Here is a 16,174-nt window from a genome sequence, read left to right as displayed (position 1 = left end):
ATGGATGTGGGCTGAGGGCGCGTCTTACAGGACGTTACCTCGCGCCCGACCCGGTAGCCGAAGGGGATAAGCTGAAGGTACCGCGCAGCGGCGATTTTGTTCGCCAGAGCCCGGGGGTGCAGGGGGCCGCGGCGATTGGCCGCCCCCTGCGCGCTCCCTGCACCATTCAATTTATATGGCGAGGCACATTAAGGGAGCGCAACCCGCTGCTGAAGCCAAACAAAACCGCCGCAGGCTAAGTCCCTTAGCTTTCCTGCAACCGTGACGGCGGAGCCGAATGATAGTGCGCATCGGCCTCGGCAAAGCGTTTTTGCATCGCCGCTGACGGCGCTTTACCCAGCAAACTAAACACTACAATCCCAATACTGCCGAAGATAAAGCCCGGAATAATTTCGTACAGTCCCAGCCAGCCGAACTGTTTCCAGACGATAACCGTCAGCGCCCCGATGATCATCCCCGCCAGCGCACCGTTGCGCGTCATGCGTGACCACATCACCGAGAACAGCACCACCGGACCAAACGCCGCGCCAAAGCCTGCCCACGCATAGCTCACTAGCCCCAGCACACGGTTTTCCGGGTTTGCCGCCAGCGCAATGGCCACCAGCGCCACCACCAGCACCATCACACGCCCTACCCACACCAGCTCTTTCTGGCTGGCATGTTTACGCAGAAACGCTTTGTATAAATCTTCGGTAATCGCACTGGAGCACACCAGCAGCTGGCAACTTAAGGTTGACATTACCGCCGCCAGAATTGCCGACAGCAGAATCCCGGCAATCCACGGGTTAAACAGAATTTGCGCCAGTTCGATAAACACGCGCTCAGCATTCTGGTTTACCGCACCTGCTTCCGCCGGGTGCTCATTAAAGTAAGCAATACCAAAGAAGCCGACAGCTACCGCCCCTGCCAGGCAGAGGATCATCCAGGTCATACTGATACGACGCGCATGGACAATGCTGTGGTGAGAGTCTGCCGCCATAAAACGCGCCAGGATGTGCGGCTGCCCGAAGTAACCCAGCCCCCAACCCATCAGTGAGATAATGGCGACAAAGTTCAGCCCTTTGAGCATATCAACGTTTTCGATGCTCTTTTGTTTGATCACTTCCAGCGAGTCACCAAAGCCACCGACACTGATAATGACGATAACCGGCGTCAGGATCAGGGCAAAAATCATCAGGCTGGCCTGTACAGTATCAGTCCAGCTCACCGCGAGGAAACCGCCAATAAAGGTGTAAAGGATCGTCGCCGCAGCTCCCGCCCACAGAGCCGTTTCGTAGCTCATGCCAAAGGTACTTTCAAACAGACGCGCGCCTGCCACAATACCCGAAGCGCAATAAATGGTGAAGAACAGCAAAATAACCAGCGCGGAGATAATGCGCAAAATGCGGCTTTTATCTTCAAAGCGCCCGGTGAAATAATCCGGCAGGGTTAAGGCGTTATTGTTGTATTCGGTATGCACACGCAACCGCCCGGCCACCAGCTTCCAGTTGATCCACGCGCCTAATGTCAGGCCAATGGCGATCCAGCTTTCGGAAATCCCGGAAAGAAAAACCGCGCCCGGCAACCCCATTAACAGCCAGCCGCTCATATCCGACGCACCCGCCGATAATGCCGTCACGAATGGCCCAAGACTACGACCGCCCAGAATATAGTCGTCAAAGTTTTTCGTTGATCGCCAGGCGATAAACCCAATCAATATCATGCCAAAGATATAGACACAAAATGTCACCAACATCGGTGTGCTAATAGCCATCTAAAGTCTCCAAAAAATTATTATCGGCAATGTCGAAACTTGCCGTTATATCTGCCACCGGAACGGGGTAACAGAGTTTATGTTTTACCAAGGCGACCGTATCCTGCCGGAAGCGCTGGTTATTCACAATCGATTTAACACACCATTTACATTAAATTTTAGTGCTCAGCGACACTATTTTTCATCAGGTTGCACTCTCTCACATTTTTTGCGGTTGCACCTTTCAAAAATGTTAACTGCCGCAGAGAAAAAGTCTGAGTTATTTTTTTAATCCCTGTCATATCGATTTCTTTTATTAACATTTCATTCATTTTTAAGCTTGCTACGCAGGTCACATTTAACATGGTTGCACAAAGTTGCAACATCATGGATATTTCACGATAACGTTAAGTTGCACCTTTCAGAACAACAGGAGTAATGGCATGGGAACCACCACCATGGGGGTTAAGCTGGACGACGCGACGCGTGAGCGTATTAAGTCTGCCGCGACACGTATCGATCGCACACCACACTGGTTAATTAAGCAGGCGATTTTTTCTTATCTCGAACAACTGGAAAACAGCGATACTCTGCCAGAGCTACCTGCGCTGCTTTCTGGCGCTGCCAATGAGAGCGATGAAGCACCGACTCCGGCAGAGGAACCACACCAGCCATTCCTCGACTTTGCCGAGCAAATTTTGCCCCAGTCGGTTTCCCGCGCCGCGATCACCGCGGCCTATCGTCGCCCGGAAACCGAAGCGGTTTCTATGCTGCTGGAACAAGCCCGCCTGCCGCAGCCAGTTGCTGAACAGGCGCACAAACTGGCGTATCAACTGGCCGATAAACTGCGTAATCAAAAAAATGCCAGTGGTCGCGCAGGTATGGTCCAGGGGTTATTGCAGGAGTTTTCGCTGTCATCGCAGGAAGGCGTGGCGCTGATGTGTCTGGCAGAAGCGTTGTTGCGTATTCCCGACAAAGCCACCCGCGACGCGTTAATTCGCGACAAAATCAGCAACGGTAACTGGCAGTCACACATTGGTCGTAGCCCGTCACTGTTTGTTAATGCCGCCACCTGGGGGCTGCTGTTTACTGGCAAACTGGTTTCCACCCATAACGAAGCCATCCTCTCCCGCTCGCTGAACCGCATTATCGGTAAAAGCGGTGAACCGCTGATCCGCAAAGGTGTGGATATGGCGATGCGCCTGATGGGCGAGCAGTTCGTCACGGGTGAAACCATCGCGGAAGCGTTAGCCAATGCCCGCAAGCTGGAAGAGAAAGGTTTCCGTTACTCTTACGATATGCTGGGCGAAGCTGCACTGACTGCCGCAGACGCACAGGCGTATATGGTTTCCTATCAGCAGGCGATTCACGCCATCGGTAAAGCGTCTAACGGTCGTGGCATCTATGAAGGGCCGGGCATTTCAATCAAACTGTCGGCGCTGCATCCGCGTTATAGCCGCGCCCAGTATGACCGGGTAATGGAAGAACTTTACCCGCGTCTGAAATCACTCACCCTGCTGGCGCGTCAGTATGATATTGGTATTAACATCGATGCCGAAGAGGCCGATCGTCTGGAGATCTCCCTCGATCTGCTGGAAAAACTCTGTTTCGAGCCGGAACTGGCAGGCTGGAACGGCATCGGTTTTGTTATTCAGGCTTATCAAAAACGCTGCCCGTTGGTGATTGATTACCTGATTGATCTCGCCACCCGTAGCCGTCGCCGTCTGATGATTCGTCTGGTGAAAGGCGCGTACTGGGATAGTGAAATTAAGCGTGCGCAGATGGACGGCCTTGAAGGCTATCCGGTTTATACCCGCAAGGTGTATACCGACGTTTCATATCTCGCCTGTGCGAAAAAGCTGCTGGCGGTGCCGAATCTAATCTACCCGCAGTTCGCGACGCACAACGCCCATACGCTGGCAGCGATTTATCAACTGGCAGGTCAGAACTACTATCCGGGTCAGTACGAGTTCCAGTGCCTGCATGGTATGGGCGAGCCACTGTATGAGCAGGTCACCGGGAAAGTTGCCGACGGCAAACTTAACCGTCCGTGTCGTATTTATGCTCCGGTCGGTACCCATGAAACGCTGTTGGCGTATCTGGTGCGTCGCCTGCTGGAAAACGGTGCTAACACCTCGTTTGTTAACCGTATTGCCGACACCTCTTTGCCACTGGATGAACTGGTCGCCGATCCGGTCACTGCTGTAGAAAAACTGGCGCAACAGGAAGGGCAAACTGGATTACCGCATCCGAAAATTCCCCTGCCGCGCGATCTTTACGGTCACGGGCGCGACAACTCGGCAGGGCTGGATCTCGCTAACGAACACCGGCTGGCCTCGCTCTCTTCTGCCCTGCTCAATAGTGCACTGCAAAAATGGCAGGCCTTGCCAATGCTGGAACAACCGGTAGCGGCAGGTGAGATGTCGCCCGTTATTAACCCTGCGGAACCGAAAGATATTGTGGGCTTTGTGCGTGAAGCCACGCCGCGTGAGGTAGAACAGGCGCTGGAAAGTGCGGTTAATAACGCGCCAATCTGGTTTGCCACTCCTCCGGTTGAACGCGCGGCGATTTTGCATCGCGCTGCCGTGCTAATGGAAAGCCAGATGCAGCAACTGATTGGTATTCTGGTGCGTGAAGCCGGAAAAACCTTCAGTAACGCCATTGCCGAAGTGCGCGAAGCGGTCGATTTTCTCCACTACTATGCCGGACAGGTGCGGGATGATTTCGCTAACGAAACCCACCGTCCATTAGGGCCTGTGGTGTGTATCAGTCCGTGGAACTTCCCGCTGGCTATTTTCACCGGGCAGATTGCTGCCGCACTGGCGGCAGGTAACAGCGTGCTGGCAAAACCGGCAGAACAAACGCCGCTGATTGCCGCGCAAGGGATCGCCATTTTGCTGGAAGCGGGTGTACCGCCAGGCGTGGTGCAGTTGCTGCCAGGTCAGGGGGAAACCGTGGGCGCGCAACTGACGGGTGATGATCGCGTACGCGGGGTGATGTTTACCGGTTCAACCGAAGTCGCTACGTTACTGCAGCGCAATATCGCCAGCCGCCTGGACGCTCAGGGTCGCCCTATTCCGCTCATCGCTGAAACCGGCGGCATGAACGCGATGATTGTCGATTCTTCAGCACTGACCGAACAGGTCGTCGTGGATGTACTGGCCTCGGCGTTCGACAGTGCGGGTCAGCGTTGTTCGGCGCTGCGCGTGCTGTGCCTGCAAGATGAGATTGCCGACCACACGTTGAAAATGCTGCGCGGCGCAATGGCCGAATGCCGGATGGGTAATCCGGGTCGCCTGACCACCGATATCGGTCCGGTGATTGATAGCGAAGCGAAAGCCAATATTGAGCGCCATATTCAGACCATGCGTAGCAAAGGCCGTCCGGTGTTCCAGGCGGTGCGGGAAAACAGCGAAGATGCCCGTGAATGGCAAAGCGGCACCTTTGTCGCCCCGACGCTGATCGAACTGGATGACTTTGCCGAATTGCAAAAAGAGGTCTTTGGTCCGGTGCTGCATGTGGTGCGTTACAACCGTAACCAGCTACCAGAGCTGATCGAGCAGATTAACGCTTCCGGCTATGGTCTGACGCTTGGTGTCCATACGCGTATTGATGAAACCATCGCCCAGGTCACTGGCTCGGCCCATGTTGGTAACCTGTATGTTAACCGTAATATGGTGGGCGCAGTGGTGGGTGTGCAGCCATTCGGCGGCGAAGGGTTGTCCGGTACCGGGCCGAAAGCAGGCGGTCCGCTCTATCTCTACCGTCTGCTGGCGAATCGCCCGGAAAGTGCGCTGGCAGTGACGCTCGCGCGTCAGGATGCAGAGTATCCGGTCGATGCACAGTTGAAAGCCGCATTGACTCAGCCGCTAAATGCACTGCGGGAATGGGCAGCAAATCGTCCAGAATTGCAGGCGTTATGTACGCAATATGGCGAGCTGGCGCAGGCAGGAACACAACGATTGCTGCCGGGGCCGACGGGTGAACGCAACACCTGGACGCTGCTGCCGCGTGAGCGCGTGTTGTGTATTGCCGATGATGAGCAGGATGCGCTGACTCAGCTCGCCGCCGTGCTGGCGGTGGGCAGCCAGGTACTGTGGCCGGATGACGCGCTGCATCGTCAGCTAGTAAAGGCATTGCCATCGGCAGTCAGCGAACGTATTCAACTGGCGAAAGCGGAAAATATAACCGCTCAACCCTTTGATGCGGTGATCTTCCACGGTGATTCGGATCAGCTTCGCGCATTGTGTGAAGCCGTTGCTGCGCGGGATGGCGCAATTGTTTCGGTGCAGGGTTTTGCCCGTGGCGAAAGCAATATCCTTCTGGAACGGCTGTATATCGAACGTTCGCTGAGTGTGAATACCGCTGCCGCTGGCGGTAACGCCAGTTTAATGACTATAGGTTAAACAGGTAGCCGGAGGATGTTACAACCTCCTCCGGCATCTTTAACGTGGTCGAATCCCCTCAATAATAATCCGCTGCACGTTTTCAACCGTTTGATTGAAAAATATCTCATCGCGCAACGTCGCGCCTGTCACCGCCTCCACCTGAGGGGCGAAATCGGCGTAATGTTGAGTGGAAGCCCAAATCATGAAAATCAAATGCTGCGGATCAATCGGCGCGAGTTTGCCGCTTTTGACCCAACCGGCAATCAGCGCCGATTTCTCATCAATTAATGCCTTCAAATCGCCCGTCAGTTCATCCATTAACAGCGGCGCGCCTGCCAGCATCTCCATACAGAACAGGCGCGAAGCCTGCGGATAATCGCGGGAGACTTCCAGCTTCAGACGGATGTACTCTTTTATCGCCGCCAGCGGAGCGAAATCTTCACGAAACGCTTTTAACGGTGCCAGCCAGATATCGAGAATCTGCCGCAGCACGGCAATATACAGCGCCTCTTTTGACGGAAAGTAATACAGCAGATTGGTTTTTGAAACACCCGCCAACTCTGCGATCTGCTCCAGCCTTGTGCCGTGAAAACCGAATTGTGAAAAAGTGTCCAGTGCTGCGCTAAGAATCGCTTTTTTCTTCGCGCTTACTGCGCGCGAACGTTTACCCGTTGTTTTCACTGCGCCTTGCGTCATGCGCTCTCCCCTCTTGTAGATTGGCAACAGGATAGCAAAACCCCCGCCCGGCCTCGACCTTCTGCACTCTCATCGCGCACAGATGCATGTTTTATGTGCAACTGTTTTGACCGTTTAGTCCACTTTTTACCAGATATTTTAGACAACACAATGTTAACACATTAACAACATTCACTTTTTAAAAACTGGCATCCGCTTTGCAAACAAGCCATTACGCGGCTGAAAAGGATATGCAGGATGCAGCGCCCCGTCTGACTTTCACTTTACGAGACGAAGAGAGGTTGATGATGAAAATTGGCGTATTCGTACCTATTGGCAACAACGGCTGGCTCATTTCGACCCACGCGCCGCAGTACATGCCGACCTTTGAACTGAATAAAGCCATTGTGCAAAAAGCGGAGCACTACCATTTCGATTTCGCCCTGTCGATGATCAAACTGCGTGGCTTTGGCGGCAAAACTGAGTTCTGGGATCACAACCTTGAGTCGTTCACCTTGATGGCGGGGCTGGCGGCCGTCACCTCGCGCATTCAGATTTACGCCACTGCTGCCACCTTAACGTTACCTCCGGCAATCGTCGCCCGTATGGCCGCAACCATCGACTCCATCTCTGGCGGGCGTTTTGGCGTCAACCTCGTGACTGGCTGGCAAAAGCCCGAGTATGAGCAGATGGGTATCTGGCCTGGCGATGACTATTTCTCCCGTCGTTACGACTATCTCACCGAATATGTTCAGGTGCTGCGCGACCTGTGGGGCACGGGGAAAAGCGATTTTAAAGGCGATTTTTTCACCATGAATGATTGTCGCGTCAGTCCGCAACCGAGTGTCCCCATGAAAGTGATCTGCGCCGGGCAAAGCGACGCTGGCATGGCGTTCTCCGCCCAGTATGCCGATTTCAACTTCTGTTTCGGCAAAGGCGTAAATACGCCCACGGCTTTCGCCCCGACCGCTGCGCGGATGAAACAGGCCGCAGAGCAAACCGGGCGCGACGTTGGTTCTTATGTGTTGTTTATGGTGATTGCCGATGAAACCGACGATGCCGCTCGCGCCAAATGGGAACACTACAAAGCGGGCGCGGATGAAGAGGCGTTAAGCTGGCTAACCGAACAAAGTCAGAAAGATACCCGCTCCGGTACTGATACCAACGTCCGTCAGATGGCCGATCCCACTTCGGCGGTAAACATCAATATGGGGACGTTAGTCGGTTCTTACGCCAGTGTCGCGCGCATGTTAGATGAAGTCGCAAGCGTGCCTGGTGCCGAAGGCGTGCTGTTGACCTTCGATGATTTTCTGTCGGGAATCGAAACCTTCGGCGAGCGCATTCAACCACTGATGCAGTGCCGCGCCCATCTACCTGCGCTGACTCAGGAGGTGGCATGATGACAACCTTAACCGCTCGACCGGAAGCCATTACCTTCGATCCGCAGCAAAGTGCGCTGATCGTGGTGGATATGCAAAACGCTTATGCCACGCCAGGCGGCTACTTAGATCTCGCCGGGTTTGATGTCTCAACCACTCGCCCGGTCATTGCCAACATTCAAACCGCCGTGACCGCAGCGCGAGCGGCAGGGATGCTGATCATCTGGTTTCAAAATGGCTGGGATGAACAGTATGTCGAAGCTGGCGGCCCCGGCTCACCGAATTTTCATAAATCGAACGCCCTGAAAACCATGCGTAAGCAGCCGCAGCTGCAGGGGAAATTGCTGGCGAAAGGCTCCTGGGATTATCAACTGGTGGATGAACTGGTGCCGCAGCCTGGCGATATTGTGCTGCCGAAGCCGCGCTACAGCGGTTTCTTCAATACACCGCTGGACAGCATTTTGCGCAGCCGTGGAATACGCCATCTGGTTTTCACCGGTATCGCTACCAACGTCTGCGTCGAATCGACGCTACGCGATGGCTTTTTTCTGGAGTATTTCGGCGTGGTGCTGGAAGACGCAACACACCAGGCGGGGCCGGAATTTGCACAGAAAGCCGCGTTGTTCAATATCGAAACCTTTTTTGGCTGGGTCAGCGACGTCGAAACGTTCTGCGACGCGCTTTCTCCCACGTCCTTTGCTCGTATCGCTTAAGGAGTTTAACGATGCCAAAATCCGTAATTATTCCCGCTGGCAGCAGCGCACCGCTGGCCCCCTTCGTTCCCGGCACGCTGGCTGATGGCGTGGTGTATGTCTCCGGTACGCTGGCTTTTGATCAACATAATAACGTGCTGTTTGCCGATGACCCAAAGGCGCAAACCCGCCACGTTCTGGAAACTATCCGCAAGGTGATCGAGACGGCGGGTGGCACGATGGCGGATGTGACCTTCAACAGCATCTTTATTACCGACTGGAAAAATTACGCCGCGATTAACGAAATCTACGCCGAGTTTTTTCCGGGTGATAAACCGGCGCGATTCTGCATTCAGTGCGGACTGGTAAAACCTGACGCGCTGGTGGAAATCGCCACAATTGCGCATATCGCCAAGTGAGGCCGCGATGAAACTTTCACTCTCACCTCCCCCTTATGCTGATGCGCCCGTAGTGGTGTTGATTTCGGGTCTTGGCGGTAGCGGCAGTTACTGGTTACCGCAACTGGCGGTGCTGGAGCAGGAGTATCAGGTAGTCTGTTACGACCAGCGCGGCACCGGCAATAATCCCGACACACTGGCAGAAGATTACAGTATCGCCCAGATGGCAGCGGAACTGCATCAGGCGCTGGTAGCCGCAGGGATTGAGCATTACGCGGTGGTCGGCCATGCGCTCGGTGCGCTGGTGGGAATGCAGCTGGCGCTGGATTATCCCGCGTCGGTAACTGTGCTGATCAGCGTTAACGGCTGGCTACGAATAAACGCCCATACGCGCCGCTGTTTTCAGGTTCGCGAACGATTACTGTATAGCGGCGGCGCGCAGGCATGGGTGGAAGCGCAGCCGTTGTTCCTCTATCCCGCCGACTGGATGGCGGCCCGCGCACCTCGCCTGGAGGCAGAAGACGCGCTGGCACTGGCGCATTTTCAGGGCAAAAATAATTTACTGCGTCGACTTAACGCCCTCAAACGCGCTGACTTTAGTCACCATGCGGATCGCATCTGCTGCCCGGTGCAAATCATCTGCGCCAGTGATGATCTGCTGGTGCCATCCGCATGTTCCAGTGAACTTCATGCCGCCCTGCCCGATAGCCAGAAAATGGTGATGCGCTATGGCGGACACGCCTGCAACGTGACCGATCCCGAAACGTTTAATGCTCTGTTACTCAACGGGCTTGCCAGCCTGTTACATCACCGTGAAGCCGCCCTGTAAGGAATTGCTATGAACGAAGCCGTTAGCCCAGGTGCGCTTAGCACCCTGTTCACCGATGCCCGCACTCACAACGGCTGGCGGGAGACACCCGTCAGCGATGAGACGTTACGGGAGCTTTATGCCCTGATGAAATGGGGGCCGACATCAGCTAACTGTTCTCCGGCACGGATCGTGTTTATCCGCACTGCAGAAGGAAAAGAACGTCTGCGCCCGGCGCTTTCCAGCGGCAATCTACAAAAAACCCTGACCGCGCCCGTCACCGCTATCGTTGCCTGGGACAGTGAATTTTATGAACGGTTACCACAACTGTTTCCTCACGGCGATGCCCGCAGTTGGTTTACCTCCAGCCCACAACTTGCGGAAGAAACAGCGTTTCGCAACAGTTCCATGCAGGCGGCCTATCTGATCGTCGCCTGCCGTGCGCTGGGACTGGATACCGGCCCGATGTCGGGTTTTGACCGTCAACACGTTGACGACGCCTTTTTTGCGGGCAGCACGCTGAAGAGCAATCTGCTGATTAATATCGGCTATGGCGATAGAAGCAAACTTTTTGCGCGCCTGCCACGTCTGTCCTTTGAAGAAGCCTGCGGGCTGTTGTAAGGAGCAAACTATGAACATTGTCGATCAACAAACTTTTCGCGATGCGATGTCCTGCATGGGCGCGGCGGTCAATATCATCACCACGGACGGTCCAGCCGGGCGCGCCGGGTTCACCGCCAGCGCCGTCTGCAGCGTGACCGATACGCCGCCCACATTACTGGTGTGCCTGAATCGTGGGGCGTCCGTCTGGCCGGTATTCAATGAAAATCGAACGCTGTGTGTAAATACACTTAGCGCCGGGCAGGAGCCGCTTTCAAACCTTTTTGGCGGCAAAACGCCCATGGAACACCGCTTTGCCGCCGCCCGCTGGCAGACGGGGGTGACCGGATGCCCGCAACTGGAAGAGGCTCTGGTTTCGTTTGACTGCCGTATCAGCCAGGTGGTGAGCGTCGGCACCCACGACATTCTGTTTTGCGCCATCGAAGCGATTCATCGTCACACCACACCCTACGGGCTGGTGTGGTTCGATCGCAGTTATCACGCGCTGATGCGCCCTGCTTGTTAACCTCCTTAAGGAGACTGCTGATGGCAATGTTCGGTTTTCCTCACTGGCAGTTAAAATCGACCTCTACAGAGAGCGGCGTGGTCGCGCCGGATGAACGATTGCCGTTTGCTCAGACGGCAGTAATGGGCGTTCAACACGCGGTGGCGATGTTTGGCGCGACGGTGTTAATGCCGATTCTGATGGGGCTGGATCCCAATCTTTCCATTTTAATGTCGGGGATCGGCACGTTACTGTTTTTCTTTATTACCGGCGGGCGCGTCCCCAGTTATCTCGGCTCCAGCGCGGCTTTTGTCGGCGTGGTGATCGCCGCGACGGGCTTTAACGGTCAGGGCATTAACCCGAATATCAGCATTGCGCTGGGCGGGATTATCGCCTGTGGGCTGGTTTATACCGTCATTGGCCTGGTGGTGATGAAAATCGGTACGCGCTGGATTGAACGACTGATGCCGCCGGTGGTGACGGGTGCGGTGGTGATGGCGATTGGCCTGAACTTAGCGCCTATCGCAGTGAAAAGTGTATCGGCTTCGGCCTTTGATAGCTGGATGGCGGTAATGACGGTGCTGTGTATTGGGCTGGTGGCGGTGTTTACCCGTGGCATGATCCAGCGGTTATTGATTCTCGTAGGTTTAATTGTCGCCTGTCTGCTGTATGGCGTGATGACCAACCTTTTAGGGCTGGGAAAAGCCGTCGATTTTACTCTCGTCAGCCATGCTGCCTGGTTCGGTTTGCCACATTTTTCCACTCCTGCTTTTAATAGTCAGGCAATGATGCTGATTGCGCCCGTGGCGGTGATTCTGGTGGCGGAAAACTTAGGTCATCTCAAGGCGGTCGCCGGGATGACCGGACGCAATATGGACCCGTATATGGGGCGGGCATTCGTCGGTGATGGGCTGGCGACGATGCTTTCTGGTTCTGTCGGTGGCAGCGGCGTAACCACCTACGCCGAGAATATCGGTGTAATGGCCGTGACAAAAGTCTACTCGACGCTGGTGTTTGTCGCTGCTGCCGTCATCGCCATGCTGTTGGGCTTTTCACCGAAATTTGGCGCGCTGATTCATACCATTCCGGCCGCGGTGATTGGTGGTGCATCAATTGTTGTGTTCGGGCTGATTGCCGTCGCAGGCGCAAGGATATGGGTACAAAACCGTGTCGATTTAAGCCAGAACGGTAATTTGATTATGGTCGCAGTAACCTTAGTGCTGGGCGCGGGTGATTTTGCTCTCACGCTGGGCGGTTTTACGTTGGGAGGGATTGGTACAGCAACCTTTGGCGCGATTTTACTCAATGCGTTGTTAAGCAGAAAGTTGGTTGACGTTCCACCGCCAGAAGTTGTTCATCAGGAGCCATAAACAGAAAACCGCCGGGATTACCGGCGGTGATGACTTTTTGACGAGCCTAAGAAAAAAATGCATTCGTCATTGATTAGCCCGGCTAGTTGTCGCTTTTGCCGTGACTGCTCTTGCCACCTTTTTTACCTGCTTCAGATGCGCGCTGCGGGTCATTCTTGAAATTACCCCCGCTGTGCTGTCCACCTTTTTTACCTGCTTCTGATGCTCTTTCGCGGTCTTCTGCAAAATTGCCGGAACCGCCTCGATGGTTTGCCATTACTGACCTCCGTCTGGGTATAGACATCATATTGCATAGAATTAACGCGGCGTATGGCGGCTGCCATATTTTCGCTACGTGGGACTAAGCTTAGTGAACTGACGCGGGCAGACCCGCGTTTGGTAATATCCTGCAACAGCTTCTTAGCGAGAATAGATATCATCTCAAATAATTATCCATAAGCCGCTCTTATGATTAAAAAAACGCGATGAGATAAAAATGTGTCATTTTGCGACAAAATTACGTGCTTGTGAAAGTTGTTATAAATCAAATAAGTGGTTGTGAAATTTGCACTCTGAAAAGGACGTCTTATCTTTAAATAAGTGGTAGCGAATCGCTACGGAATAGAGATAACACGAGGAGTGGTTAGAAATGGCTAAAGTTCTGGTGCTTTATTATTCCATGTACGGACATATTGAAACGATGGCACGCGCAGTCGCTGAGGGTGCAAGCAAAGTCGATGGCGCAGAAGTTGTCGTTAAGCGTGTACCGGAAACCATGCCGCCGCAATTATTTGAAAAAGCAGGCGGTAAAACGCAAACTGCACCGGTTGCAACCCCGCAAGAACTGGCCGATTACGACGCCATTATTTTTGGTACACCTACCCGCTTTGGCAACATGTCCGGTCAAATGCGTACCTTCCTCGACCAGACGGGCGGCCTGTGGGCTTCCGGCGCACTATACGGAAAACTGGCGAGCGTCTTTAGTTCCACCGGTACTGGCGGCGGTCAGGAACAAACTATTACTTCAACCTGGACGACCCTTGCGCATCACGGCATGGTAATTGTCCCCATTGGCTACGCAGCGCAGGAATTATTTGACGTTTCACAGGTTCGCGGCGGTACGCCGTACGGCGCAACCACCATCGCAGGCGGTGACGGCTCACGCCAGCCAAGCCAGGAAGAACTGTCTATTGCTCGTTATCAAGGGGAATATGTCGCAGGTCTGGCAGTTAAACTTAACGGCTAATCTTCAACAGGAGGATACGCATGCCAACTCAAGAAGCGAAAGCTCATCACGTCGGTGAATGGGCATCTCTGCGCAATACGTCGCCGGAAATAGCCGAGGCCATTTTCGAAGTCGCCGGGTACGACGAAAAAATGGCGGAAAAGATTTGGGAAGAAGGTAGCGATGAAGTGTTAGTCAAAGCCTTTGCTAAGACCGATAAAGATTCGCTTTTTTGGGGCGAACAGACCATCGAACGTAAAAACGTTTAACCAGCGACTCCCCCACTTCTCGCGGGGGAGTTTTCTGTTATTTCACCGCCTCATTCAACACGCTATCAAACTTATCCATTGGGCAGAAACCGTTGGCATCTATCGGGCAACCGCTTAATTCCAGCGTCACACGCTGAGCAGGTGCCTGCAGGGTTAACGCATCGGCATTACGTAACTGTTCCGCACTCTGATACACATATTCAATTTTCATCAAATCGCGATTGGCTTTGCTGTCATGCCAACGCTGGAAAACGATTTTGCCGCCAATCGGCGTGCGTTCGTTCTGGTCATGCAACTGATACGGTTTGAAATCCAGCGCCGTTAACAGAGAGGCAATGTTGGAGTCGTGCCCAACCAACACTGTAATTTTCGGTGCGCTGGTGCGATCGGTGACCAGAGCTTTGTCGATATAACTGACCAGCGGTTTCGCAACATTGCGCGCCACTTCCGGTGAGGTAAACAGGCTGTCCTGGTAGCCGTTTTTAAGCTTCGACAACACCTTCCACTGCTGGTCAGATTTGATTTCTCCCCAGGCCACCTGATCCATCGGAAAACCTTCGTAATATTGCAAAGTAAACGCATCTACCAGCGAGTTGCCGACTTTCAGCGGCCCGGAAACACCTGGTTCTTGTTGATACTTGGCGCTAAAGGTATTTTTGCCATCCACCAGCGAACACTGTTGTTTCTCTTTACAGGCAGGGGAATCTTTATAGTTAACGATTTTTTCCAGTAGTTGGTAGCTGTCGGTAAGCTGGAGTTTGCTGAGCTCTTTCTCCATTGCCGCCACCGCCTGTTCACTGAATGCGGCGGAATCATCGGTGATCACCGGGTTAAAGGTTGGGTCCATAGTGCCCATTTTTTCCTGGTGATGCACAGGAATATCACACCCCGGGAATGCGCCGGTAATAAAGAACTGTGCGGTCGCAACGGTACGTTGCAGACTATTGGCATAGGCATAAACGGTGTCCGGCGGCGGGCATTCCCCCGATTTCACCATCCCCTGCTGTGCCAGCCATTCACGCATGTAATGGCCCATATACACTTCGAGCACGCCACCTTTGGTGGTGAGTTGCCCACCGGGGACGTCCCATTCGGGCCATTTATTCGGCGTCGACTGCTCCAGCACACTGCCATTGTTCGCCAGCGGCGCACGTAAGTTATGGCGGCTCATCATGAGCACTTGCTGTAGCTGATAGCCTTCCGGTACGGTTTGTGCCTGAGCATTTGAAGCGAGTAAAACTATCCCTGCCACAGTTGCGGCGATTAGCGTTTTGTTCATTCCTGGCACCTCTTTTGTTATCAATCACTAAAGAGTGTGACAGAAATATGACATTTTTCCGGGAACAGGTTCGCAAAATGGCTTGTTGAATGCCTGTTTTTCTATATACATCTTTAAAAACAGGCAAGGTTTGACGCAAACTATGCCTGATTAGCTCCCTGCCTCGCGTACGCCGCTGATGATTACACCTGTGGCTAAACAGAATATCAGCGGCGTTACTAATACAGAGGCAATAGTACCAATAATAAGAGAAGTGAGGCTAATAACAATGGTTTTTAGCACATGCCTTTGTCAGTAAATTGCATAACGAGTTAAAAAATCAATTTGCGCATTCCTTTCCTTATTGTTTAACTCGTAAGCCTGAGCAAAAAGTTCAGGAGGGAGGTAAACGTCATAATGATTGCCAGTGTTTATTAAATACCCATACTCAAGGTCGTCATCTGTTGAAAAGGATTCATTCCCTAAGGAGATTGATGCCACATTACTATTAACAATAAATAATGAGCAAATGCTATCTGAAAGAGCAGTGAGGAAATTTTTCACCTCATTAACCTTCTGCTCTGGGTCGGTGTCTAAAACAAGGCGTGCCTTATTATCATTAAATATAAACTCGGGTAAATGCAGTATGCATTTTTTGTCATTCAAGCAACTATCAATAAATTCTTTTTTAAAAGACAAAAAACTCCATGATAAAAAACCACCCTGCCCCTGAATTTTGTTGTCAGATTGTAGATTAACGCCGAATAATGTCTTTACATCTTCCCTGAGATCATTGAATGCCGTATCAACAAGAGCCTCGATCGTTTGTTTATCAACAATTTTAATAAACTCTTCGTATACTTGCTTTTGCGTCTTATGGCTGCCCAGCGCCCATG

At 53.2% G+C, this 16,174-nt stretch carries 16 protein-coding genes and 1 pseudogene; 11 read left to right on the top strand and 6 right to left on the bottom strand.

The genetic code is table 11. From position 1 onward, the window contains the following. On the top strand, positions 1-239 hold a 239-nt coding region (locus E0D98_RS27535; protein ID WP_062874843.1), incomplete at its 5' end, for a hypothetical protein. Positions 240-244: 5 nt separating this feature from the next. Here E0D98_RS27535 and putP read toward each other — a convergent pair. Together putP and E0D98_RS13925 are read right to left on the bottom strand one after the other, a co-directional pair. Then, entirely contained in the window at positions 245-1,753 is a 1,509-nt protein-coding gene (gene putP, locus E0D98_RS13930; protein WP_001018484.1) for a sodium/proline symporter PutP, read from the bottom strand. Between the two features lie 158 nt (positions 1,754-1,911). Then, positions 1,912-2,121 (bottom strand): hypothetical protein, encoded by a 210-nt coding sequence (locus E0D98_RS13925; protein ID WP_000979516.1) that lies wholly within the window; start codon positions 2,119-2,121, stop codon positions 1,912-1,914. 54 nt (positions 2,122-2,175) lie between these two features. On the opposite strand from E0D98_RS13925, the gene putA reads away from it, so the two are divergent. Then, entirely contained in the window at positions 2,176-6,138 is a 3,963-nt protein-coding gene (gene putA / locus E0D98_RS13920) for a trifunctional transcriptional regulator/proline dehydrogenase/L-glutamate gamma-semialdehyde dehydrogenase (RefSeq protein ID WP_001297173.1), read from the top strand. A gap of 39 nt (positions 6,139-6,177) precedes the next feature. Here putA and rutR read toward each other — a convergent pair whose 3' ends face one another. After that, a complete protein-coding gene (gene rutR / locus E0D98_RS13915) occupies positions 6,178-6,816 on the bottom strand; it encodes an HTH-type transcriptional regulator RutR (protein ID WP_000191700.1) in 639 nt (212 codons plus the stop codon). 287 nt (positions 6,817-7,103) lie between these two features. Between rutR and rutA the strand changes: the two genes are divergently transcribed. From rutA to rutG, 7 genes are read left to right on the top strand one after another with little or no spacing between them, the layout of a single operon-like run. Then, the gene (gene rutA / locus E0D98_RS13910; RefSeq protein WP_001297176.1) at positions 7,104-8,195 is read left to right on the top strand and encodes a pyrimidine utilization protein A; all 1,092 of its coding nucleotides are present in this window, start codon (positions 7,104-7,106) and stop codon (positions 8,193-8,195) included. Next, positions 8,195-8,887, top strand: coding sequence for a peroxyureidoacrylate/ureidoacrylate amidohydrolase RutB (gene rutB / locus E0D98_RS13905; RefSeq protein ID WP_001307708.1), 693 nt, complete (start codon positions 8,195-8,197; stop codon positions 8,885-8,887). Before rutA ends, rutB begins: the two co-directional genes overlap by 1 nt. Positions 8,888-8,898: 11 nt before the next feature. Then, positions 8,899-9,285 (top strand): 3-aminoacrylate deaminase, encoded by a 387-nt coding sequence (rutC, locus tag E0D98_RS13900; protein WP_001126780.1) that lies wholly within the window; start codon positions 8,899-8,901, stop codon positions 9,283-9,285. Between the two features lie 7 nt (positions 9,286-9,292). Then, on the top strand, positions 9,293-10,093 hold the full coding sequence (rutD, locus tag E0D98_RS13895) for a pyrimidine utilization protein D (protein WP_001297188.1): 801 nt from the start codon (positions 9,293-9,295) through the stop codon (positions 10,091-10,093). Positions 10,094-10,102: 9 nt separating this feature from the next. Beyond that, the gene (locus E0D98_RS13890) at positions 10,103-10,693 is read left to right on the top strand and encodes a malonic semialdehyde reductase (protein WP_001001190.1); all 591 of its coding nucleotides are present in this window, start codon (positions 10,103-10,105) and stop codon (positions 10,691-10,693) included. 10 nt (positions 10,694-10,703) lie between these two features. Next, positions 10,704-11,198, top strand: a complete 495-nt coding sequence (gene rutF, locus E0D98_RS13885) for an NADH-dependent FMN reductase RutF (protein WP_001028096.1) — start codon at positions 10,704-10,706, stop codon at positions 11,196-11,198. 20 nt (positions 11,199-11,218) lie between these two features. Next, positions 11,219-12,547, top strand: a complete 1,329-nt coding sequence (rutG, locus tag E0D98_RS13880; protein ID WP_001297178.1) for a pyrimidine utilization transport protein G — start codon at positions 11,219-11,221, stop codon at positions 12,545-12,547. 82 nt (positions 12,548-12,629) lie between these two features. On the opposite strand, the gene E0D98_RS13875 is transcribed toward rutG, so the two are convergent. Continuing rightward, the gene (locus tag E0D98_RS13875; protein ID WP_001273658.1) at positions 12,630-12,803 is read right to left on the bottom strand and encodes a general stress protein; all 174 of its coding nucleotides are present in this window, start codon (positions 12,801-12,803) and stop codon (positions 12,630-12,632) included. Positions 12,804-13,175: 372 nt separating this feature from the next. On the opposite strand from E0D98_RS13875, the gene wrbA reads away from it, so the two are divergent. Beyond that, positions 13,176-13,772 carry an NAD(P)H:quinone oxidoreductase gene (gene wrbA, locus E0D98_RS13870; protein WP_001151437.1) on the top strand — a complete coding sequence of 199 codons (597 nt, stop codon included), beginning with the start codon at positions 13,176-13,178 and terminating at the stop codon, positions 13,770-13,772. 20 nt (positions 13,773-13,792) lie between these two features. Beyond that, entirely contained in the window at positions 13,793-14,020 is a 228-nt protein-coding gene (locus tag E0D98_RS13865) for a YccJ family protein (protein ID WP_001143120.1), read from the top strand. 37 nt (positions 14,021-14,057) lie between these two features. Here the strand turns inward: E0D98_RS13865 and agp are convergent, their stop codons facing one another. Next, the gene (gene agp, locus E0D98_RS13860; RefSeq protein WP_001044313.1) at positions 14,058-15,299 is read right to left on the bottom strand and encodes a bifunctional glucose-1-phosphatase/inositol phosphatase; all 1,242 of its coding nucleotides are present in this window, start codon (positions 15,297-15,299) and stop codon (positions 14,058-14,060) included. A gap of 291 nt (positions 15,300-15,590) precedes the next feature. Continuing rightward, positions 15,591-16,174: pseudogene (locus E0D98_RS13855) on the bottom strand (hypothetical protein); the annotation flags it as partial.

This window comes from Escherichia sp. KCJ4928 (assembly GCF_004352695.1).
GTDB lineage: Bacteria > Pseudomonadota > Gammaproteobacteria > Enterobacterales > Enterobacteriaceae > ECMA0423.
Note: the sequence above shows the minus strand (reverse complement) of the source record. Positions and strands in the feature narration are given on the sequence as shown.